Origin of the sequence: Halalkalicoccus sp. NIPERK01, from assembly GCF_030287405.1 — an archaeon.
GTDB lineage: Archaea > Halobacteriota > Halobacteria > Halobacteriales > Halalkalicoccaceae > Halalkalicoccus.
In genome coordinates, this window is sequence record NZ_JASVVV010000002.1 from 588646 (window position 1) to 606178 (window position 17533).

The window sequence follows — 17533 nt, forward strand, 5'->3', positions numbered from 1 at the left end:
GCCATCGAGCCTAGCCCGATGGGACGGTGGAGCTATCGGGCGACGGTCATCACGCTGTGTACGCTCGCGTTCTTCGCGACGATGGTCGCCCGCCTCGTCATCAGCCCGGTCGTCCCCGCGATCGTCGACGAGTTCGGCGTCTCCTCGGGGATCGTCGGGGTCGCCCTCTCGGGGCTGTGGATGGCCTACGCGCTCGCGCAGTTCCCCTCGGGGATCCTCGCCGACCGGTTCGGCGAGCGCCGGGTGATCCTCGCGGCGGTGGGCCTGACCGCGCTTGCGAGCGGGGCGCTCGCGCTCTCGCCGTCGATCCACGCCTTCCTCGTCCTGACGGTCCTGTTGGGCGGCGTCGCGGGGCTCCACTACAGCGTCGCCACCACGCTGCTGACCAAGGAGTTCGACGACATCGGCGCGGCCATCGGGATCCACAACTCGGGCGCGCCGCTGGCGGGCCTGCTCGCGCCGCTGGCCGCCGCGGCGGTCGCCGGCTGGGTCGGCTGGCGCTACTCGATCGCGCTGGGGGCCGTGACCGCCGCCCCCATATTCCTCCTGTTCGCGTGGAGGGTGCGCGAGACGAAGCCCGCCCGCCCGAACCAGCCCATGCGCGAGCGGGTCGCGCTCGGCCCCGTCGTGGGGCTGTTGACCCGCCCGCGTATCGCCTTCACGGCGCTGCTCGCGATCTGCTGTGAGTTCGTCTGGCAGGCGACCGCCTCGTTCCTGCCGACGTTCCTGGTCGCCCACCACGGCTACTCGATCGGGCTGGCGAGCGCGCTGTTCTCGGCGTACTTCGTGGTTCACGGGCTGACCCAGCCCGCGATCGGCTCGCTCTCGGACCGGTTCGGCCGCGACCGGGCGGCGGCGGCGTGCGCCCTGCTCGGAATCGCCGGCTACGGCCTGCTGGTCGTCGGCTCCGGCCTCGTCGCCGTCGGTATCGCCGTCCTGCTCGTGGGGACGGCGATGAGTTGGGGCGCAGCGGTCCTGCCCCGGTTCATGGATCACCTCTCGGCCGAGGAACGGGGGGCGGGCTTCGGTCTCGTGCGGACGAGCTACATGATCGTGAGCGCGACCGGCAGCGCGGTCGTGGGAACCGTCGCCGACCTCTCGTCGTGGGGCGTCGCGTTCTCGGTGTTCGTCGTCCTGCTCTCGGTGGTCGTCTGCGCGCTCCTGGCGAACCGCGCGCTGGATCTCGGGCTGTAGAGGGGCAAACTTATATCGGGGGTCGGTCGACACACGGGTATGGTCGGAGCACACGGACCGGGGGTGGGCGCGTGGAGCTAACGCTGATCCTGATCGCGGCGGTCCTCCTGCTGGGACTGGTCTCGCCGCTCGCGTTCGCCGTCTTCCTCTTCACCCGCGACCGCGAGGAGGAGGAGTCCGCCTCCTCGACGAACGCCTGAACCCGGCGTGGAGTCGATGCCTCCCGAGGGACCCACGCGTGATCCCGGCCGGATGGCCGAACATGTTCGGGATCGAGGCTTCGGTCGACCGGGGCCTACGATCCGACGTGAGCACGACATCCGAACCCCGAGCGAGCGCAGCGCGAACCACCGTCACCGTCGTCTGCACCGGCCACGTCTACGACGCGGTCGGGAAACACCGGTTCTCGTACGCGTTCGAGGGGACCACACTCAGGGAGTTGCTCGACGAACTGTTCGCCGAGTACGACATCGCCGACATGCTGATCGCCGAGACCGAGGCCGACGCGACCGCCCACGGCTGGGCGACCCCGCCCGAGAGGCTGCCCGGCACGTGGAAGAAGAACCCCGAGGGCGAGCAGACCCGCGCGTACGCCCGCGTCACGATCAACGGACGGTTCAACGAGCACTTCGAGGGGTTGGACACCGAACTCGTCGACGGCGACCGGGTGGGGCTGCTCTACCCGTTCATGTTCTGCTGTTAGCGTGGGCCGTTCGCCCGCGGGAGCGCGGTCGGGGAGGGCGGCGATGACGGAGGCGCGCCTCTCGATCACCCTCCCCGAGGGGGTCTGGATCGCGGACCTCTCGACCGAGCATCCGGAGGCGACCGTCCGGGTGCTGGCGGCGATGCCCGACGATCGGGTCGGGTTCGGGCTGGTGCGGATCGAGGGGCCCGGCGCCGACGCGATCGTCGAAGGGATGCGCGCCGCGACGGACGTCACGTCGCTGTCGGTGCTCCGCCGGGACGAGCGGGGGGCCGTCGTCCAGTTCGAGACCACCCAGCCGCTGCTGTTGCTCTCGGCGCGCGAGTCGGGAATAGCGATCGAACCCCCCGTCGAGATCCGCGGCGGGGTGGCGACCGTCGAGGTCACCGCCTCGCGCGAGCGCCTCTCGAAACTGGGCGAGCAGTTGCGGGCGTTCGGACTCGAGTTCGAGGTCGAGTACCTCCGCGAGGAGGGCGACGCCGAACGGGTGCTCTCGGATCGCCAGCGCGAGGTCCTGCTCGCGGCCGTCGAGAACGGGTACTACGAGACGCCCCGGCGGTGTTCGCTCACCGACCTCGCCGAGGACCTGGGCGTCGCGAAGTCGACCGCGAGCGAGACGCTCCACCGGGCCGAGGGGGCCGTGATCGAGCGGTTCGTGGCGGATCGCCGATAGGCGCTCCGGGTCCGGGCGTACTTGTCCGCGGCGGGCGACGATCCCGTATGAACGGCACCTACACGCTCGTGATCTCGCTCTCCGAACCCGCGACGATCGAGGTCGGCGCGCTCGGCCCTCACGACCTTCCGGAGGGGTGGTACGCCTACACCGGCAGCGCGTTCGGCCCCGGCGGCTTCTCGCGGATCGACCGGCATCGAGAACTCACACGCGGCGAGCGCGAGACCCGCCACTGGCACGTCGACTACCTGCTGGGCCACCCCGCCGCGGCGATCGAGACCGACGTCCGAACCCCCGAGCGGGACGTCGAGTGTGCGGTCGCCCGCGCGATCCCCGACGCCGGGATCGCGGGCTTCGGGGCCTCCGATTGCGACTGTGCGTCGCATCTGGCGTACGCCGAGGGGCACGGGGAACTGCTCGGGGCGGTCGAGCGCGCACACCGAACCGCGGGGTCCGAGTAACCGAATCCGGTTTCTCTCTCCGCAGACGTAACCGGATCCGGTAGAGTCAAGGCGCCGGTCCACGCACCGGGGGTATGGCCGCGGCCGCGCTCTCGCGCCGATCCAACCAGGCCCGGTCGCGCGCGCTCGTCAAGACCGTCTGCTATCGGCTGTTCATGTTCGTCATCACGGCGGCGGTGGCGTTCCTCGTGACCGGGGCGGCGAGCGAGGCGCTCAGCATCGGGGTGGCGACGAACCTCCTGAAGACGGGGACGTACTACGCCTACGAGCGGGCGTGGGCGCACGTGACGTGGGGGACCCGGTGACTATCGGTGCTCGTCGAGGTCGACGACCGTCGAGGGGTCGGCGCTGATCCAGGCGGTAAAGCGCCGATCGGCGTCGAGGTCCTCGGGGACGAACGTCCAGCGGTCGAGGCGTTCGCCGTCCTCGTGGGTGATGAGCCGGAGCGAACCGGTACCGGGGTAGGGCGAGGGCGATGACGTCTCCATGATCGAACCATCGGAGGCGAGCGACATCTACCGTGCGCTTGCACGTGCCACCCGTCCCGAGGGGCGGGTCGCACGGATCCGACGGCCTACCCGCCGCCGACGATCGCCTCGACGTCGGCGTGTTCGTCGAGCAGTTCGCCCATCCGCTCGACCGTCTCGGGGCTCCGGGTCCGCCCCCGCCTGACGACGTCCTCCGCGCGGTCGATCGTCGAGAGCGTGTCCGATCGAACGACCATGATCGGGACGCCCCGCTCCTCGGCCTTGCCGACCACCGCGCTCGAGGGGCGCAACCCGCCCGTGAGGACGAGACACGTCACGCCCGAGGCCTCGAGCGCGACGGTCTGGATGTCGGCCCGATCGCCGCCGGTGATCAACGCGGCGTTGCGGGCCCGCCGGAAGTGCCTGAGCGCGGCGTCCCCCCCCATCGCGCCGACGAGGAACCGCTCGACGAATCCATCGGTATCTGCACCCGTCAGCAGTTCCGCGCCGAGTTCCTCGGCGAGTTCCGCCACGGTGACGCCCGCCAGTTCCCGGGTGCGGGGAAGCGCGCCGAGGACGGGGATCCCCCGGCCCTCGAGGAAGGGGACGGCGTCCGACTCCAGCGAGTCGAAACTCGCGTCGGCGACGGCGTTGAAGACGACCCCCGAGAGCCGATCGCCCAGTCGGTCGGCCGCCGCGAGGACCGTATCGACGTCGCCCGCGCTCTCGTAGGGCGCGACGAGCACGACCTCGGCGTCGAGCAACTCGGCGACGTCGGCGTCCGTGAGGTCGACGATCCCGCCCGTCGCGAGGCTGCTCGCGCCCTCAATCAGCATCAGATCCCGCTCTTCGGAGAGCGCCTCGAAGTTCTCCCTCACGGTTTCCCGAAGCTCGTCGGGGTCCTCCCGGCCGCGGATCGCCTCCTCGACGAACGTCGGCGAGTAGACGATCGGCTCGAGTTCGTGCATCTCCGCGTCGAGGCCGAGCAGCTCCCGTGCGAGCATGGGGTCCTCGTCGATCGTCTTGCCGACGTTGCTCTGGAGGCGCGTACCCCGCGGCTTCATGTAGCCCACGCTCAGGCCGGCGTCGGCCGCACGCTGGCCGAGCGCGAGCGCGATGGCGGTCTTTCCTGTGCTGTCCTCGGTGCCGGCGATGAGTACGGTTCGGGTCATTGCTCTACAGTGAGGGCGATGTCGATCGCCACGGCTCCGTCGGGGGTGGCGACCAGCGGGTTGATGTCCAGTTCCACGATCTCGGGGAAGTCGGTCACGAGCTGCGAGAGGCGTTGGACCGCCTCGATCACGGCGCCTTCGTCGACGGGCTCTCGCCCGCGCGCGCCGCGCAACAGGGGCGCGGCGTCGATCTCGTCGATCATCCCCGCCGCCTCGCGTTCGCTGACGGGCGCGACCCGGAGGGTCACGTCCTCGAGGGTCTCGACGAATATCCCGCCGAGACCGAAGAGGAGCAGGGGGCCGAACTGCGGGTCGCGGTTCATCCCGACGATCGTCTCGACCCCCCTGTCGAGATCCACGGTCTCCTGGACCTGTACGCCCAGGACCGCGGCGTCGGGCTGGTAGTTGCGCGCCCGGGTCACGAGGTCCTCGTAGGCGTCGTGGACGTCCTCTCGCGCGACGCCGATCTTCACCCCGCCGATGTCGGACTTGTGCATGATGTCGGGCGAAACGATCTTCATCACGACCGCCTCGCCGATCGACTCGGCGACGCGTTCGGCCTCGGCGGGGTCGGTGACGACCTCGCCGTCAGGAATGGGGATGCCGTACGCCTCCAGTATCCCCATGGCTTCGACGCCGATCCGGTTGTCCCCGCGCTCGTCGGCCCGGTCGAGCAGTTCGCGCACGCGCTCGCGGTCGACGTCGAACTCCGTGGGGTCGTCGTACTCCCTCGCCCGGATTTCGCGATACTCCGCGAGCGAGTCGAGGCTGGCGACCGCGCGGGCGGGATCGAAGTAGTTGGGGATGCCCGCCTCCCCGAGGCGTTCGGCCGCCGGGGCGACGCGCTCGCCACCCATGAGGCAGGCCGCGACCGGCTTGCCGTGTTCCTCGCGCAACTCGACGGTCGACTCGGCGAGTTCCTCGTAATCCAGTACCGCGGTGGGCGCCGAGAGGACGAGCGCCATCCCGACGTTCGGGTCCGCGAGCGCCGCGTCGAGCGCGCCCGCGAAGCGCTCGACGTCGGCGTCGCCGACGATGTCGACGGGGTTGTAGACGTTGCCCTCCGCGGGGAGGGTCTCGCGGAACCGTTCGAGGGTGTCCTCCCCGAAGGAGGCCATCGAGAGGCGCGAGTCCCCGACCGCGTCGGTCGACATCACGCCGGGGCCGCCCGCGTTGGTGATGACGGCGACCGTTTCGGAGTCCGGAAGCGGCTGGTTCGCGAGCATCCCCGCGGAGTCGAACAGCTCCTGAACCGACTCCGCGCGGATGACGCCCGCCTGTTCCAGGCCCGCCTCGTAGGCGCGCTCGGAGCCCGCGATCGTCCCCGTGTGCGAGGAGGCCGCCTGCGCGCCCGCGTCGGTCCGTCCGGACTTGACGAGGACGACCGGCGTTTCTCGGGTCACCTCCCTCGCCACCTCGATGAACGCCCGACCCTCCTCGATCCCCTCGAGGTAGCCGATGATCACGTCCGTCTCGTCGTCCGCGTTCCACGCCTCGACGAAGTCGGTCTCGTCGAGTACCGCCTTGTTCCCCAGCGAGACGACGTCCGTGAAGCCGATCCCCTGGTCATTGGCCCAGTCGACGACGGCCGTGATGAACGCGCCCGACTGGCTCATGAACGACAGCGACCCGGGGAGGGCGTCATCGGGGCCGAACGTGGCGTTCAGTCCGACGGGCGTGCTCATCACTCCCAGACTGTTGGGCCCGACGAGGTTCAGACCGTACTCGCGGGCGACCTCCCGGAGTTCGCGCTCGCGGGTCGCTCCTTCACTGCCGGTCTCGGCGAATCCGGCGGTGATCACGACGACGTTTTTCACCCCGCATTCGCCGGCCTCTCGAACGACCTCGAGTGCGACGTCGGGCGGGACGACCACCACTGCCAGATCGGGGTCGCCCGCCGCGGTCAGCGAGCCGACGCAGTCGATCCCCAGCACCTCCTCGTAGTTCGGGTTGACGCAGACGACCTCGCCCGCGAAGCCCTCGATCAGGTTCGTCGTGATGGCGTGGCCGACCGACCCCTCCCGGGGAGTCGCCCCGACCACCGCGACCCGGTCGGGGGAGAACAGCCCCGTCAGATCGCCCACCGGCGGCTCACCCCCGATACCCGTGAGTTCCGACCCACGCTCGGCGTGACAGCCATACGTCGTCGCCTTCGTCCGGCGCGGGTATAACTCGTTGGGAGCCATCGGGAACTCACACGTCCTCGGGGAGCCACCCCCCCGAGACCTCGACGTTCGCGCCGCTGATGTAGTCGCTTCCCTCCTCGAGGAAGGTGAACACGGCCTGGGTGACGTCCGCGAACCCCGCGGGCCGACCGCGGGGGAGGTCGTCGGGGAAGACCTCGCTGTTCTCGATCACGTAGGGGGAGACGGCGTTGGCGGTGATCCCCTCCTCGCTGGTGTCCGCGGCGAGCATCCGGGTGAACATCAGCACGCTCGATTTGGCCATGAAGTACGGCGCGTTCTTCGGGTTGATCAGCCCCTTCTCGGCGGAGGCGTAGCCGACGTTGACGATCCGCCCCCAGCCACCCTCGCGCATCCCCGGCAGCGCGCGCTTCGAGCAGAGGTACGTGCCGGTGACGTTGGTCTCCATGACGCGCTGCCACGTCTCGACGGCCATCTCCTCCCAGTGTTCGGGCGCGAACGCGCCGACGTTGTTGACCAGCACGTCGACGGGGCCGAGCGCGGTCTCGACGCCCTCGAAGATCCCATCTACGGCCTCGGGGTCGGTCACGTCGCCCCGGACGGTGGTCGCCTCGACGCCCTCTCGTCGAGCGTCCTCGGCGACCTCGCGGGCGGCGTCCCCGCTGGTGTGGTAGTGGACGGCGACGTCCGCGCCCCGCCGTGCGCAGGCGAGCGTGAGCGCGCGGCCCAGCCCCCTCGCGCTGCCGGTGATCAGGACGGTGTGACCCTCGAGGTCGGGTTCGATCATACCCGCCGTTGGGACGAGCGCGCCATAGCCGTTGTCGATGTCGACCCACGTTTATAACCGAGGGGCGTGTACGGCCCGGCATGGCCATCGAAACGATCGTTCTGGCGGTAGGCCAGGAGGACGAGGACCGGGCGAAACGGCTCGCGGAGACCGCGATCGAGATCGCGGAACCGACCGGGGCACGCGTCGTGCTCTCGCACGTGTTCACCGACCAGGAGTTCGACGAGGTGATCGACCGCCTCGACTTCGAGCCGAGTCAGAACCCCGACCCCAGCGACGTCGCCGCCCGGCACGTGACGACCCGGACGGTCGCCCAGTCGCTCGACGCCGTCGACGTCGACTACGAGATCCGCGGGTCCGTCGGGGACCGCGGCGAGGCGATCGTCGACCTCGCGAAGGCGGTCGACGCCGACCGCGTCATCGTCGGCGGGCGACGCCGGAGCCCCACGGGCAAGGCCGTCTTCGGGAGCACCGCGCAGGAGGTGATGCTCTCGGCGCCCTGCCCGGTCACGTTCGTCCGGGACTAGTTCCGATCGTCGGAATCGTCGTCGCGGCCGAGGTCGGCGTCCTCCTCGGCCCCGCGGGTGGCGGCCTCGCCCGTCGAGGGCTGGTCCTCGGGGTCGGCGCCCGATTCGGGGTTCAGTTCCTCGGCGTCGCGTGGCTCCTCCGGAACCGGGTCCTGAACGTCGTCCCCGCCGCGCGGGTCGTGCGTCTGTTCGTCCTGGACGTCGCCGTGGCCCCGGTCCTCCGCGCCCGGCGGGCGCTCGTTTGCGTCGGTCGAGAGGCCGCCGTCGTCGGCCGCTTCCGGCGGGCGGTCCTCGGTCTTTCGGTCGTCCTCCCCGGTGGGAACGCCCATCTCGTCGGCCCCGGCGTCGGCGGTCTCCGAGACGCCCTCGTCGGTCATCCCGGTCGTGCCCGTCTCGCCGGTGGTCCGTTCGTCGGTCACGTCGCCCGCATCGTCCATCTCCGCGGCGGTCTCGTCGCCCGAGAGGTCGCCGTCGACGGGGTCGTCGCGCCGGTCCTCGGGCGGGAGGTCGTTCCTGTCGGTGGATTCGCCCTCGTGGCCGGTTCCGGTGCCCGTCTCGTCCGTCGGGGCCGCCGCCCCGGTACCGGACGTCTCGCCGACGTCGACGTCGGTCGCGCCGGAGTCCTCGGCCGCGAGGTGGACCGTGTCGTCGGAGATCTCCGCGACGTGGGAGGCGTCGATCGTCTGGGTGTCCTCGGTGTCGCCCCAGCCCAGCGTCGCCTTGATGCTGTCGGTCAGGCCGGGGTCGGTCTCGACGTGGATCGTCCCGCTCTCGACGCTGGCGACGATCCCGATCCGCTCGCCGGTCGAGTCGATCACGTTCTTTCCCTCGTCGTCCTCCGTCGGTCGGGTGCGGTCGGTGCTGGCCATACTAGGGGATACGGTAGCACACCGGATAAACCTCGGCCCGGAGTGTGCATGGGTCCCGTAGCGGGCGGCGAATCTATGTAGTTAAGTGGCGGGCGGGTCGTTTCGGGAAACGAAGATGGCACACTACGCCGGCGTCGACATGGGGGCGACGAACATCCGGGCAGCGGTCGCGGACGGCGAGGCCGAGATACTCGCGGCCGCCCGCCGGGAGACCCCGCAGGGCCCGACGGGGATCGACGTCATCGAGGCCGTCCTGCGCACGCTCCGGGACGCCTGCGAGAACGCGGGCGTCGACCCGCGCGACGTCGAGGCCGCGGGGATCGGGAGCTTCGGCCCGTTCGACCTGGCGGCGGGAACCATCGAGAACCCCGCGAACCTTCCCGATACCGTGGAAACGATCCCGTTGACCGGCCCCATCGAGAAGCTCATCGACTCCCGGCGGGTGTACCTCCACAACGACACCATCGCGGGCGTCATCGGCGAGCGCTTTCACTCCGACAGGAACCCCGACGACATGGTCTATCTCACCATCTCCTCGGGGATCGGCGCGGGCGTCTGCGTCGACGGGAACGTGCTGTCGGGCTGGGACGGCAACGCCGGCGAGGTCGGCCACATGACGATCGACCCCGAGGGGCTCCGGACCTGTGGCTGCGGCCACGACGGCCACTGGGAGGCCTACTGCTCGGGCAACAACATCCCCCGGTACGCCCGCCTGCTGTATCAGGACGCCCAGGGCATGGAGACCGTCCTCCCGGTCGAGGACCCCGACTTCTCCGCTGTCGACGTCTTCGAGAACGCCGAAAACGACGAGTTCGCCCGGTACGTGATCGACCAGGTCGGCCACTGGAACGCGATGGGCGTCGCGAACGTCGTCCACGCCTACGCGCCGCTGGTGATCTACGTCGGCGGCGCGGTCGCGATCAACAACCCCGAACTCACGCTCGATCCCATCCGGGAGAAGCTGGAGGAGATGGTCTTCGTCAACATCCCCCAGATCGAGCTGACGACGCTGGGCGACGACGTCGTCCTCCACGGCGCGATCGCGAGCGCGATGACCGGCGGAACGGGCGATCGGGGCCGAATGCGAAGCTGAGGCCCTGCGCCTGTTCTGCCGTAGCTGGTACTGGTGATCGGGCGCGAATACGCAGTTGAGCGCCTGCGCCAGTACCAGCGCAGACGGGATCGGCGACCGGGCCGGGTGCGGAGCTGAGGTCCTGCGGCGGTGGTTCCGTGGGCCGAACCCCGATAGAAAGCAACCCAAACCCTTTCGAGTTCTCGCGGCCTACGTCGGACAATGAGCATCGACACCGGCGACTCGGAGGTGGCGGAGTCCGAGGAGGCCCTCAGGTCGAAGGTCGAGACGTGGCTGGCGAAACAGATGCCGATAATCCAGATGCACGGCGGGACCAGCGCCGTGCGCGAGGCCGAACCCGGCGGCGAGGTCGTCATCGAACTCGGCGGCGGCTGTCGGGGCTGTGAGATCAGCGACGTCACCACGGGCAACATCGAGGCCGAACTGCTGCAGTGGCCCGAGATCGAGGAGATAACGGTCAGGGCGCCCGACGCCGGCGAGAGCTTCGGGATCGATCAGCCCGACAGCATCATGGGTATCGACCGCACCGAGGGCGGTCGGGGCTTCTGATTACCGGCCGAGTTTGCTCCGGCTGATCGAGACGCCCGTCGGCGTGACGATGATCTGGTCGTCGCCCTTCTGGACGATGTCGCCGTCGACCTCGTGGGCGACCTGCCGGAGTTCGTCGATGATGTGTTCGACCGTGCTGTCGCTCGTTCGCAACCGGACGATGTCGGCGATGACGACGTCGCCGTCGTAGATGGCGTCCTTGATCGCGATGAGATCGCGCTGGCCGTCGATCTCCGCGATGTGTACCCGCGTGCCCGCCTCGGCGGGGGCCGCTTCGATGTCGCCGACGTCGACCTCGACGTAGTCCTCGACGCTGCGCCCTCGGCGATGAGAGCCCTGTTCGCCGAGTAGCTTGTCCATAAACCCCATAGACGTGGGTCCGCCCCTGCGCGTATAGTTCTTACGTCAGACGCCGGGAGGAGCGATCAGACGGTGACGGAGTAGAGGTCGTCGCCGACGTGGTGGAGCGATTCGATCACCTTCCCCGAGTCGCCGAGCATGTCCCCCCCGTCGGTCTTCGCCCGCCCGATCGCCAGCACCTTGCCGTGGGACTCCTCGGCGATGGCGACCAGATCGCCCGCCTCGATGGCCTCGTCCGCGTGGACGATCCCCGGGCGCATGACGTCCGCGCCGTCGGAGACGAACGAGACCGCCCCGGCGTCGACGGTGACGATCCCCCGGTCGGGTTCGTGGGCGTTCGCACCGCGGACGGTGAGGAAGGGTTCGCCCTCGTAGTAGAACGCGTCTGGGTCGCCGTCGACGAGCACGAGGTCGACGGGCACCCCCGCGAGTTCGACGAGTTCGTAGCTGTCGCCGTCGAGCGAGACGCCGAGACCCTCGGAGAGGGCGGCCTCGAGGTCGCGGACCTCGTCGTTGCGCAGGTGGTGGCGGGATGAGATCTCCATGTCGGGTTCTCTCGGGGGCCGTCCATAAACTATCCGTTCCCCCGCGAAAAGGGCTAAGTGACCCCCCCGCATCTATGCTGGTATGTGGGGCCCCCGCAAACAGGGCCAACGGACGGTCACCTGCATCGCCTGCGGAACCGCCGTCAGCAGGTCCGACGCGCGCGAGTACGACAAGTACGGCGATCGCTGGGACCGCGACGGCAAGGAGTTCGAACACCTCTGTAAGGGCTGTTATCGCGACCTCTGTCACCAGCCGCGTGCCGAGTTGGAGGGGCTGCTCGTCGAGATCAACGCCGGTACCCACCCACAGAAGGAGTTCCTCTCGTGGTACTGTGCGCTCGTCGACGAGCGCTACGGGTCGCTCTCGGAGAGCGAGCGGTAGGCGACACCTATACTTTCCTTTCGCTCGTAGGCGCGGACATGAGAACTCAGGAGGCCGCCCGATGAGCGACGCCCAGTCGGAGGCGGGCACGGTCGAGGGCCAAGGCCCGGTCGAGATCGACGAGCAACTCGCGCGCCACCTCGAGAACAAGCGCGAGGAACTGTTCGAGAAGTTCGAGATCCCCGACGAGTTCCCGCCCGAGGTGATCGAGGAGGCCGAAGTTCGAACGGAGGACATCGGGAGCGAGATCGAGGCGGAGGTCGACGACCGGCGCGATCTGCGCGATCTCACGACGTGGACGACCGACCCGATCGACGCCCAGGACTTCGACGACGCCATCTCGATCGAGGAGGACGACGAGGAGTTCGTGCTGTGGGTCCACATCGCCGACGTGACCCACTACGTCACCCCCGAGACGTCGATGTGGTCCTCGGCGGTCGAGCGGGCCAACACCGTCTACCTGCCCGCCTACACGGTCCACATGCTGCCGCCGATGCTGGCCGAGACGGTCTGCTCGCTCGTGCCCAACGAGGACCGACTGGCCCACACGGTGGAGATGCACCTGGACAAGGAGACGCTGTCGTACGACGAGATCGAGATCTACAAGTCGGTGATCGAGTCGGACGAACGGCTGACCTACGCGCAGGCCGAAAACCGGCTCGAAGACCCCGACGCGCCGCTGCACGAGGAGTGCGTGCTGGTCCACGACCTGGCCGACCGGATGCACGAGCAGCGAAAGGAGGACGGATCGCTGGTGTTGAACCCCCGTAGGGACCGCGCCCACACCATCATCGAGGAGTGCATGCTGAAGGCGAACAAGGCCGTGACCCACGAACTGATGTGGGGCCGCGGGGTCGAGGCGATGTACCGCGTCCACCCCCAGCCGACCCCCGAGGAGTGGGACAAGGCGCTCCAAGAGATCCAGGAACTCGACGGCGTTTCCATCCCCGGCGCGTCGTGGGACGACCCCCGGAAGGCGGTCAACGCCACCCTGGAGGAGGCGCCCGAACGCCAACTGGGGAAGATCCAGTGGGCGGTGATGAAGGTGATGCCACGGGCCCGGTACATGAACGACCCGTTCGGCGGGCACCACGCGCTGAACTTCGAGATCTACGGGCACTTCACCAGCCCCATTCGGCGCCTATCGGACCTCATCAACCACTGGATCGTCCACACGAACGACGTGCCCGAGGACCTCGTCGCGCTGTGTGACCGGGCCTCCGACCGGCAGAAGGCCGCCGAACGGTGCGAGCGCGAGTACAAACAGTTCCTCGAGGAGGTCGGACTCGACCCCAACGCGGTGAACAACCGCGGGATCGAAGTCGTAGACGAGGACGAGGCCAACTGAGCGCGGCGCGGGACCGGCCGGTTTCCGAGGGCGTGCGAACCGGCGCGTCATGCCGTGAGCGGACGGCGGGACCGTGAGCGAGGCGTCGACGGACACCGTCCGTCGCCGTGGTCGGTTCCGAGCAGGGGTCCGCCCGCTCCGTGACCGTCCCCGACGGATCGGACTCGACCGCCCGAGGGACACCGGCCCCTCAGCGGGTTCGGTCGGAGTCGCTCGGAGGGAGACTCCCGATATCGGACGGAGACGGGGCTCTCGCGGGGTCGAATCGGGAGGAACGGTGAAAACGGAGAACGGGACCAGCCCGGTCGGGCGTCCCGTCGAAAAGTGGAGGAGAGCGCCAGCGGGTTCAGTAGTGGCGTTCGTTACCGTTGACCTTCTTCGCGGCCCATTTCTTCGCGTCCTGTGCGAGCAGTTTGTAGTTCTCTGCTTTACTCATACACGAGTTAATATGCGGCCACGGGTTAAAAGTCTAACGAATCGCTGACATATTCCGGATGATTGACAGATATATACTTATGTTGAAATGAAGAACGATGAAATTTGATGAACGATCGTTGAGAACGGGGGCGACGGGTGCGAACAGGTGTCAACCGAGACACAATCACACTATTGCGTATCGCGGTCGGTAAGGGAGGTATGGAAGAGGAAAGCGAGGTCGACCCGGAACTCGCGGAGGAGTTGCTGAGTGTCTGTCGGACCGTCGTGGGCGACGAACTGCGAAGCATCACCCACTTCACCGAGGAGACGGTCGGGCAGATCTACCTGCGCTCGGACCTCGAACGGACCGCGGACCTCATCGGCTTCGCCGACCACGAGCGCATGGGGTTTCGCTCCCAGTCGGCCTACCGAAACACCCAGTTGGGCGAGTACCAGGCGACGATCCGGATGTTCGAACACGGCTTTCTCACGAGGGTCATCAAGGGTGGCCACGGCGTCTGGGTGACGACCGACTCGATGGACATCGACCGGTTCGAGGAGCTCTCCACCGCGTTGAAGAAGGTACTAGGTAACTAGCAATAGAAGGATCTACTATTGACTAAACGGGTTACAATTCCTATAATCTCGGTATTAATGATATTAGTAGTATGAATTTATATTAATTTAAGAGTCAACGACTATACTGAGGCAGCAGATAGGGTATGGGTGTAGAAGGTTTGACTGTCATTCCAGATAAGTCGAATGTCATCACCTGCAGTGTGGCCTGAATCAACGTCAACTACCCATTCACCACCTACTGTTAGTACATCTTCGTGGTTTGCAGCTGTATCATCAATGCTGCCACCACGGACAGTAAACTCATCAACATTCAATTGATCTCCCCCCTCGTGGACAATGGTGAATGACTCAACGTTGCCGGAGGCATCTTTATTTTCGGAGATAGTAAGTTGCGTGTTAGGTTGCGCACCCTCTCCAAGTCCATCCCCGAGTCCGAGGACGAACGCGCCGATGACTGCCGCGAGGATCACGGTGATGGCGACCATCAGGATGACGCCGATCACGGGCGATACGCCACGGTCCTCCCCGCTGCGGAGGGCCGAGAGCTTCTGTTTTAGTTCTGCTATCATGGTTTTCTCCGCACGAAAGGGAGCGGCGGTGGCGTCGTGACGCCCGGACGATGAATCGTGTTCACCGACTCGGACCGGCGTCATCGCGCCATCCCGCGCCGCTCGTTCGACCTTCGTGCTTGTTACGTTATATGTTAGGCAGTACATATAATTATTTCGATTGTTTTCTTACAGAAGTTTAGAGTTGTTAGGGACCCGATGGTTCGCCGTAGGGGGTGGCTAAGGGCGGGGAGGATCGGGATGCCGGCGGTTTCGTGAGGGATCGCCCGTTCGGTCGGGGGAAAACCCGATCGAAACGACGGTACGTGTTCCGCGGTCGCCGCGACGAGCGTGGAGGCGGTCAGGGGCGGAGTTCGTCGACGAGGGCGGCGACGGCTTCATCGACGATCTCTCCGTCGAGACGACCTTGCCAGAAGTCGACGTCCGCCCGGTCGAGGGACTGCACACCCCACGGAACGACGCGACTCTCGTCGGGCGTCCCACCTCGAATCCAACTCGTCGTCGGAATCGGGATGAGTCCGTCCATCCACGACTGCGTCGTGAGCGTGAGCGCGATGTACTGTTCTCCGTGAAACGGTCGTCCCTCGTGGTTCGAGAGTATCAGCCACGGGCGGGACGCGTCGGCGCTCTTGAACGGGTCGTCCCCGTAGACGACGTCGCCGCGGTCGAAGGTCGGCGTCGGTTTCTCGTCGGTCACGACTCGTCCTCGACGCTCGGATGCGGTTCGCTGGGAGCGTGTTCGCGCCACTCCGCCCTGTCCTCCTCGCCGAGCCGGTCGTTGAACAGCGTCGTCGCCCGTTCGTAACCGCTGTACGTCTCGAGTCGAGCGGTGTCGTCGGTCGCCGCCCAGTACGTCGCCTTATGCTCGACGAGACCGCGATCCTTCAATCGGGAGAGGGCAGTACTAACGGTCCCCTCGTCGAGTTCGGTCTGGGACGCTATCTCGCGCGCCTTGAACGCGCGGTCGTCGTGTGCGACGAGAAATCCGAGGACTTGGTCAGGGGTGGAAAGCCCCGCTAGTTCGTTCTCGCTCGCGTTCTCGAACGTTTCTCGATCGATGGACATCGCTACCACGTAAGTAGGGTTTGAAAGGACATAGGTGTTAGTAATGAAAGTGCTGAAAGTGACGTGAGTTCAGGAGGACTGGAATTGAACTCATAGCGTGGGGGAATGACCACTCTCGAGTCGAATCCAGTCGCGCCCGTTCGTAAAAACTCACTCGCTGGGATTTGAACTCAGTCGCAGCGGAGCTGCTCCCTGCTCAAATCCCCGCTCGCGTAATAGATTCGCCGCTCGCGTGTTTGCTCGCGGCGAAAATCTATGGACTCGCTGGGATTTGAACCCAGGGCCTCTTCCTTGCGAAGGAAGCGATCTACCACTGATCTACGAGCCCGCACTCCCTGCTACCGGGCGGAGTTATTTGTGCCTTCCGTTTCGCACGTCGAGCAGCCCCGCGCGCCCGGCGACGAGCCCGAGGACGAGGCCGGTGAAGTGCGCGATCAGCGCGACGCCCGGCGCGCCCGTCGCGAGCGTCACGACCGCCGCGAGGACGACGAACAGGAGGAGCTGGAGCCGCCCGCTCAGCCGAAACCGATCGAGCAGCGTCGCCGAGACCACGTTGCCCGCGAGCACGTAGCCCATCAGCGCGAAGATCGCGCCGCTGGCACCGAGGACGCCCTGTGCGGGGCCCGCGAGGCTCCCCAGCGTGATCTGGGCGACGCCCGCGAGTATCCCGGTGGTGACGAAGAAGGCGTGGAATCGAAGTCGGGTGGTTCGGCGCTCGACCAGCAGGCCGAACACGAGCAACGCGAGCGAGTTCGCGAGCAGGTGGCCCACGCCCCCGTGGGCGTAGACGCTCGTCACCAGCGTCCACGGCCTGACCTCGACGGGCGGCGCGAGCACGAACAGGAACGCCATGATCCCGACGAGGCTGGTCGCCGCCTGGACGACGAAGACGACGCCGAAGACGAACAGCGTCTCGATCGTCGGGCTCCCGCGTCGGGTGCTCATACGGGGCATGGGAGCGACCGGACGAAAAGTGATGCGGTGAGCGTCGCTCGCGGCGACGGAGAAACGGAAAACGCGGCGTCGGGTTCCGAAACGCGGCGGTCAGTCCTCGAGGACGATCTCGATGCTGACGTCGTTGGGAACCTGAATGCGCATGAGCTGTCTGAGCGCGCGCTCGTCGGCGTCGAGGTCGATGAGACGCTTGTGGACACGCATCTCCCAGTGCTCCCACGTCGCGGTCCCTTCGCCGTCAGGCGATTTCCGCGCGGGCACCTCGAGCGTTTTCGTCGGGAGCGGGATCGGACCCGACACCGAGACGCCGGTCTTATCGGCGATCTCGCGAACGTCGTCGCAGATGCTGTCGAGGTCGTTCGGACTCGTGCCGGCGAGTCTGACGCGTGCCTGTTGCATCGGTTATTTCTCGTTGACCTCGAGCACTCGACCGGCGGCGATGGTCTGGCCCATGTCGCGCACCGCGAAGCTCCCCAGTTCCGGGATCTCCGAGGACGGCTCGATACTGAGGGGCTTCTGCGGGCGGACGGTGACGACTGCGGCGTCGCCTGACTGGATGAAGTCGGGGTTCTCCTCCTCGACTTCCCCACTGGCGGGATCGATCTTCTGATCGATCGACTCGATCGTACACGCGACCTGGGCGGTGTGGGCGTGGAACACGGGCGTGTAGCCCGC

The 17533-nt window shown here is 67.4% G+C and carries 25 protein-coding genes and 1 tRNA gene; 12 read left to right on the forward strand and 14 right to left on the reverse strand.

Annotation, left to right across the window (positions count from 1 at the left end):
* Positions 1–18: 18 nt before the first annotated feature.
* From QRT08_RS09190 to QRT08_RS09215, 6 genes are all read left to right on the forward strand, one after another.
* Positions 19–1194, forward strand: coding sequence for an MFS transporter (locus tag QRT08_RS09190; protein WP_286045637.1), 1176 nt, complete (start codon positions 19–21; stop codon positions 1192–1194).
* 71 nt (positions 1195–1265) lie between these two features.
* Entirely contained in the window at positions 1266–1394 is a 129-nt protein-coding gene (locus tag QRT08_RS09195) for a hypothetical protein (protein ID WP_286045638.1), read from the forward strand.
* A gap of 62 nt (positions 1395–1456) precedes the next feature.
* Positions 1457–1897: a MoaD/ThiS family protein gene (locus QRT08_RS09200; protein ID WP_303650248.1), complete on the forward strand. Its 441-nt coding sequence runs from the start codon at positions 1457–1459 to the stop codon at positions 1895–1897.
* A gap of 43 nt (positions 1898–1940) precedes the next feature.
* The gene (locus QRT08_RS09205) at positions 1941–2570 is read left to right on the forward strand and encodes a helix-turn-helix domain-containing protein (protein WP_286045640.1); all 630 of its coding nucleotides are present in this window, start codon (positions 1941–1943) and stop codon (positions 2568–2570) included.
* Positions 2571–2617: 47 nt separating this feature from the next.
* Positions 2618–3031, forward strand: a complete 414-nt coding sequence (locus tag QRT08_RS09210; protein ID WP_286045641.1) for a GIY-YIG nuclease family protein — start codon at positions 2618–2620, stop codon at positions 3029–3031.
* Positions 3032–3105: 74 nt separating this feature from the next.
* On the forward strand, positions 3106–3336 hold the full coding sequence (locus QRT08_RS09215; protein ID WP_286045642.1) for a DUF2061 domain-containing protein: 231 nt from the start codon (positions 3106–3108) through the stop codon (positions 3334–3336).
* On the opposite strand, the gene QRT08_RS09220 is transcribed toward QRT08_RS09215, so the two are convergent.
* The 4 genes from QRT08_RS09220 to QRT08_RS09235 form a co-directional block, all read right to left on the reverse strand.
* Positions 3337–3519, reverse strand: a complete 183-nt coding sequence (locus tag QRT08_RS09220) for a DUF7511 domain-containing protein (protein ID WP_286045643.1) — start codon at positions 3517–3519, stop codon at positions 3337–3339.
* Between the two features lie 86 nt (positions 3520–3605).
* On the reverse strand, positions 3606–4670 hold the full coding sequence (locus QRT08_RS09225; RefSeq protein WP_286045644.1) for a phosphotransacetylase family protein: 1065 nt from the start codon (positions 4668–4670) through the stop codon (positions 3606–3608).
* Positions 4667–6754 (reverse strand): acetate--CoA ligase family protein, encoded by a 2088-nt coding sequence (locus QRT08_RS09230; protein WP_286045672.1) that lies wholly within the window; start codon positions 6752–6754, stop codon positions 4667–4669. Before QRT08_RS09230 ends, QRT08_RS09225 begins: the two co-directional genes overlap by 4 nt.
* Positions 6755–6863: 109 nt before the next feature.
* Positions 6864–7601 carry an SDR family NAD(P)-dependent oxidoreductase gene (locus QRT08_RS09235; RefSeq protein ID WP_286045645.1) on the reverse strand — a complete coding sequence of 246 codons (738 nt, stop codon included), beginning with the start codon at positions 7599–7601 and terminating at the stop codon, positions 6864–6866.
* An 80-nt stretch (positions 7602–7681) separates the two neighbouring features.
* On the opposite strand from QRT08_RS09235, the gene QRT08_RS09240 reads away from it, so the two are divergent.
* A complete protein-coding gene (locus QRT08_RS09240) occupies positions 7682–8128 on the forward strand; it encodes a universal stress protein (RefSeq protein ID WP_286045646.1) in 447 nt (148 codons plus the stop codon).
* On the opposite strand, the gene QRT08_RS09245 is transcribed toward QRT08_RS09240, so the two are convergent.
* Positions 8125–8997: a DUF2171 domain-containing protein gene (locus tag QRT08_RS09245; RefSeq protein ID WP_286045647.1), complete on the reverse strand. Its 873-nt coding sequence runs from the start codon at positions 8995–8997 to the stop codon at positions 8125–8127. The two genes, QRT08_RS09240 and QRT08_RS09245, sit on opposite strands and share 4 nt — an antisense overlap.
* A gap of 115 nt (positions 8998–9112) precedes the next feature.
* Here QRT08_RS09245 and QRT08_RS09250 point away from each other — a divergent pair, with 115 nt between their 5' ends.
* Positions 9113–10090 (forward strand): ROK family protein, encoded by a 978-nt coding sequence (locus QRT08_RS09250; protein WP_286045648.1) that lies wholly within the window; start codon positions 9113–9115, stop codon positions 10088–10090.
* 201 nt (positions 10091–10291) lie between these two features.
* Positions 10292–10639: a NifU family protein gene (locus QRT08_RS09255; protein ID WP_286045649.1), complete on the forward strand. Its 348-nt coding sequence runs from the start codon at positions 10292–10294 to the stop codon at positions 10637–10639.
* Here QRT08_RS09255 and QRT08_RS09260 read toward each other — a convergent pair whose 3' ends face one another.
* Together QRT08_RS09260 and QRT08_RS09265 are read right to left on the reverse strand one after the other, a co-directional pair.
* A complete protein-coding gene (locus QRT08_RS09260; protein WP_286045650.1) occupies positions 10640–11008 on the reverse strand; it encodes a cell division protein SepF in 369 nt (122 codons plus the stop codon).
* 56 nt (positions 11009–11064) lie between these two features.
* Positions 11065–11544 carry an RNA-binding protein gene (locus QRT08_RS09265; protein ID WP_286045651.1) on the reverse strand — a complete coding sequence of 160 codons (480 nt, stop codon included), beginning with the start codon at positions 11542–11544 and terminating at the stop codon, positions 11065–11067.
* An 82-nt stretch (positions 11545–11626) separates the two neighbouring features.
* On the opposite strand from QRT08_RS09265, the gene QRT08_RS09270 reads away from it, so the two are divergent.
* The 3 genes from QRT08_RS09270 (at position 11627) to QRT08_RS09280 (ending at position 14288) form a co-directional block, all read left to right on the forward strand.
* Positions 11627–11926, forward strand: coding sequence for a DUF7562 family protein (locus QRT08_RS09270; protein ID WP_286045652.1), 300 nt, complete (start codon positions 11627–11629; stop codon positions 11924–11926).
* A gap of 61 nt (positions 11927–11987) precedes the next feature.
* A complete protein-coding gene (locus QRT08_RS09275; RefSeq protein WP_286045653.1) occupies positions 11988–13274 on the forward strand; it encodes an RNB domain-containing ribonuclease in 1287 nt (428 codons plus the stop codon).
* A gap of 636 nt (positions 13275–13910) precedes the next feature.
* A complete protein-coding gene (locus tag QRT08_RS09280; RefSeq protein WP_286045654.1) occupies positions 13911–14288 on the forward strand; it encodes a DUF7522 family protein in 378 nt (125 codons plus the stop codon).
* A gap of 101 nt (positions 14289–14389) precedes the next feature.
* On the opposite strand, the gene QRT08_RS09285 is transcribed toward QRT08_RS09280, so the two are convergent.
* The 7 genes from QRT08_RS09285 to QRT08_RS09315 form a co-directional block, all read right to left on the reverse strand.
* Positions 14390–14839 carry a type IV pilin domain-containing protein gene (locus QRT08_RS09285; protein WP_286045655.1) on the reverse strand — a complete coding sequence of 150 codons (450 nt, stop codon included), beginning with the start codon at positions 14837–14839 and terminating at the stop codon, positions 14390–14392.
* 340 nt (positions 14840–15179) lie between these two features.
* Positions 15180–15536, reverse strand: a complete 357-nt coding sequence (locus QRT08_RS09290) for a type II toxin-antitoxin system PemK/MazF family toxin (RefSeq protein WP_286045656.1) — start codon at positions 15534–15536, stop codon at positions 15180–15182.
* The gene (locus QRT08_RS09295; RefSeq protein WP_286045657.1) at positions 15533–15904 is read right to left on the reverse strand and encodes a MarR family transcriptional regulator; all 372 of its coding nucleotides are present in this window, start codon (positions 15902–15904) and stop codon (positions 15533–15535) included. The genes QRT08_RS09290 and QRT08_RS09295 overlap by 4 nt, the downstream gene beginning before the upstream one ends.
* A gap of 256 nt (positions 15905–16160) precedes the next feature.
* Positions 16161–16232 (reverse strand) — tRNA-Ala (locus tag QRT08_RS09300).
* A gap of 23 nt (positions 16233–16255) precedes the next feature.
* Complete coding sequence (locus QRT08_RS09305) at positions 16256–16849, reverse strand: rhomboid family intramembrane serine protease (RefSeq protein WP_286045658.1); 594 nt, start codon at positions 16847–16849, stop codon at positions 16256–16258.
* 99 nt (positions 16850–16948) lie between these two features.
* Entirely contained in the window at positions 16949–17257 is a 309-nt protein-coding gene (rpsJ, locus tag QRT08_RS09310) for a 30S ribosomal protein S10 (protein ID WP_122089457.1), read from the reverse strand.
* Between the two features lie 3 nt (positions 17258–17260).
* The coding region (locus QRT08_RS09315; RefSeq protein WP_483299941.1) for an elongation factor 1-alpha C-terminal domain-related protein at positions 17261–17533 on the reverse strand (273 nt) is incomplete at its 5' end.

Coding starts and splice junctions, on each gene's coding strand:
- QRT08_RS09190 (WP_286045637.1), top strand. CDS start 19: ATGGGACGGTGGAGCTATCGGGCGACGGTCATCACGCTGTGTACGCTC.
- QRT08_RS09200 (WP_303650248.1), top strand. CDS start 1,457: ATGTTCGGGATCGAGGCTTCGGTCGACCGGGGCCTACGATCCGACGTG.
- QRT08_RS09205 (WP_286045640.1), top strand. CDS start 1,941: ATGACGGAGGCGCGCCTCTCGATCACCCTCCCCGAGGGGGTCTGGATC.
- QRT08_RS09210 (WP_286045641.1), top strand. CDS start 2,618: ATGAACGGCACCTACACGCTCGTGATCTCGCTCTCCGAACCCGCGACG.
- QRT08_RS09215 (WP_286045642.1), top strand. CDS start 3,106: ATGGCCGCGGCCGCGCTCTCGCGCCGATCCAACCAGGCCCGGTCGCGC.
- QRT08_RS09220 (WP_286045643.1), bottom strand. CDS start 3,519: ATGGAGACGTCATCGCCCTCGCCCTACCCCGGTACCGGTTCGCTCCGG.
- QRT08_RS09225 (WP_286045644.1), bottom strand. CDS start 4,670: ATGACCCGAACCGTACTCATCGCCGGCACCGAGGACAGCACAGGAAAG.
- QRT08_RS09235 (WP_286045645.1), bottom strand. CDS start 7,601: ATGATCGAACCCGACCTCGAGGGTCACACCGTCCTGATCACCGGCAGC.
- QRT08_RS09240 (WP_286045646.1), top strand. CDS start 7,682: ATGGCCATCGAAACGATCGTTCTGGCGGTAGGCCAGGAGGACGAGGAC.
- QRT08_RS09245 (WP_286045647.1), bottom strand. CDS start 8,997: ATGGCCAGCACCGACCGCACCCGACCGACGGAGGACGACGAGGGAAAG.
- QRT08_RS09250 (WP_286045648.1), top strand. CDS start 9,113: ATGGCACACTACGCCGGCGTCGACATGGGGGCGACGAACATCCGGGCA.
- QRT08_RS09255 (WP_286045649.1), top strand. CDS start 10,292: ATGAGCATCGACACCGGCGACTCGGAGGTGGCGGAGTCCGAGGAGGCC.
- QRT08_RS09260 (WP_286045650.1), bottom strand. CDS start 11,008: ATGGGGTTTATGGACAAGCTACTCGGCGAACAGGGCTCTCATCGCCGA.
- QRT08_RS09265 (WP_286045651.1), bottom strand. CDS start 11,544: ATGGAGATCTCATCCCGCCACCACCTGCGCAACGACGAGGTCCGCGAC.
- QRT08_RS09270 (WP_286045652.1), top strand. CDS start 11,627: ATGTGGGGCCCCCGCAAACAGGGCCAACGGACGGTCACCTGCATCGCC.
- QRT08_RS09275 (WP_286045653.1), top strand. CDS start 11,988: ATGAGCGACGCCCAGTCGGAGGCGGGCACGGTCGAGGGCCAAGGCCCG.
- QRT08_RS09280 (WP_286045654.1), top strand. CDS start 13,911: ATGGAAGAGGAAAGCGAGGTCGACCCGGAACTCGCGGAGGAGTTGCTG.
- QRT08_RS09285 (WP_286045655.1), bottom strand. CDS start 14,839: ATGATAGCAGAACTAAAACAGAAGCTCTCGGCCCTCCGCAGCGGGGAG.
- QRT08_RS09295 (WP_286045657.1), bottom strand. CDS start 15,904: ATGTCCATCGATCGAGAAACGTTCGAGAACGCGAGCGAGAACGAACTA.
- QRT08_RS09305 (WP_286045658.1), bottom strand. CDS start 16,849: ATGAGCACCCGACGCGGGAGCCCGACGATCGAGACGCTGTTCGTCTTC.
- rpsJ (WP_122089457.1), bottom strand. CDS start 17,257: ATGCAACAGGCACGCGTCAGACTCGCCGGCACGAGTCCGAACGACCTC.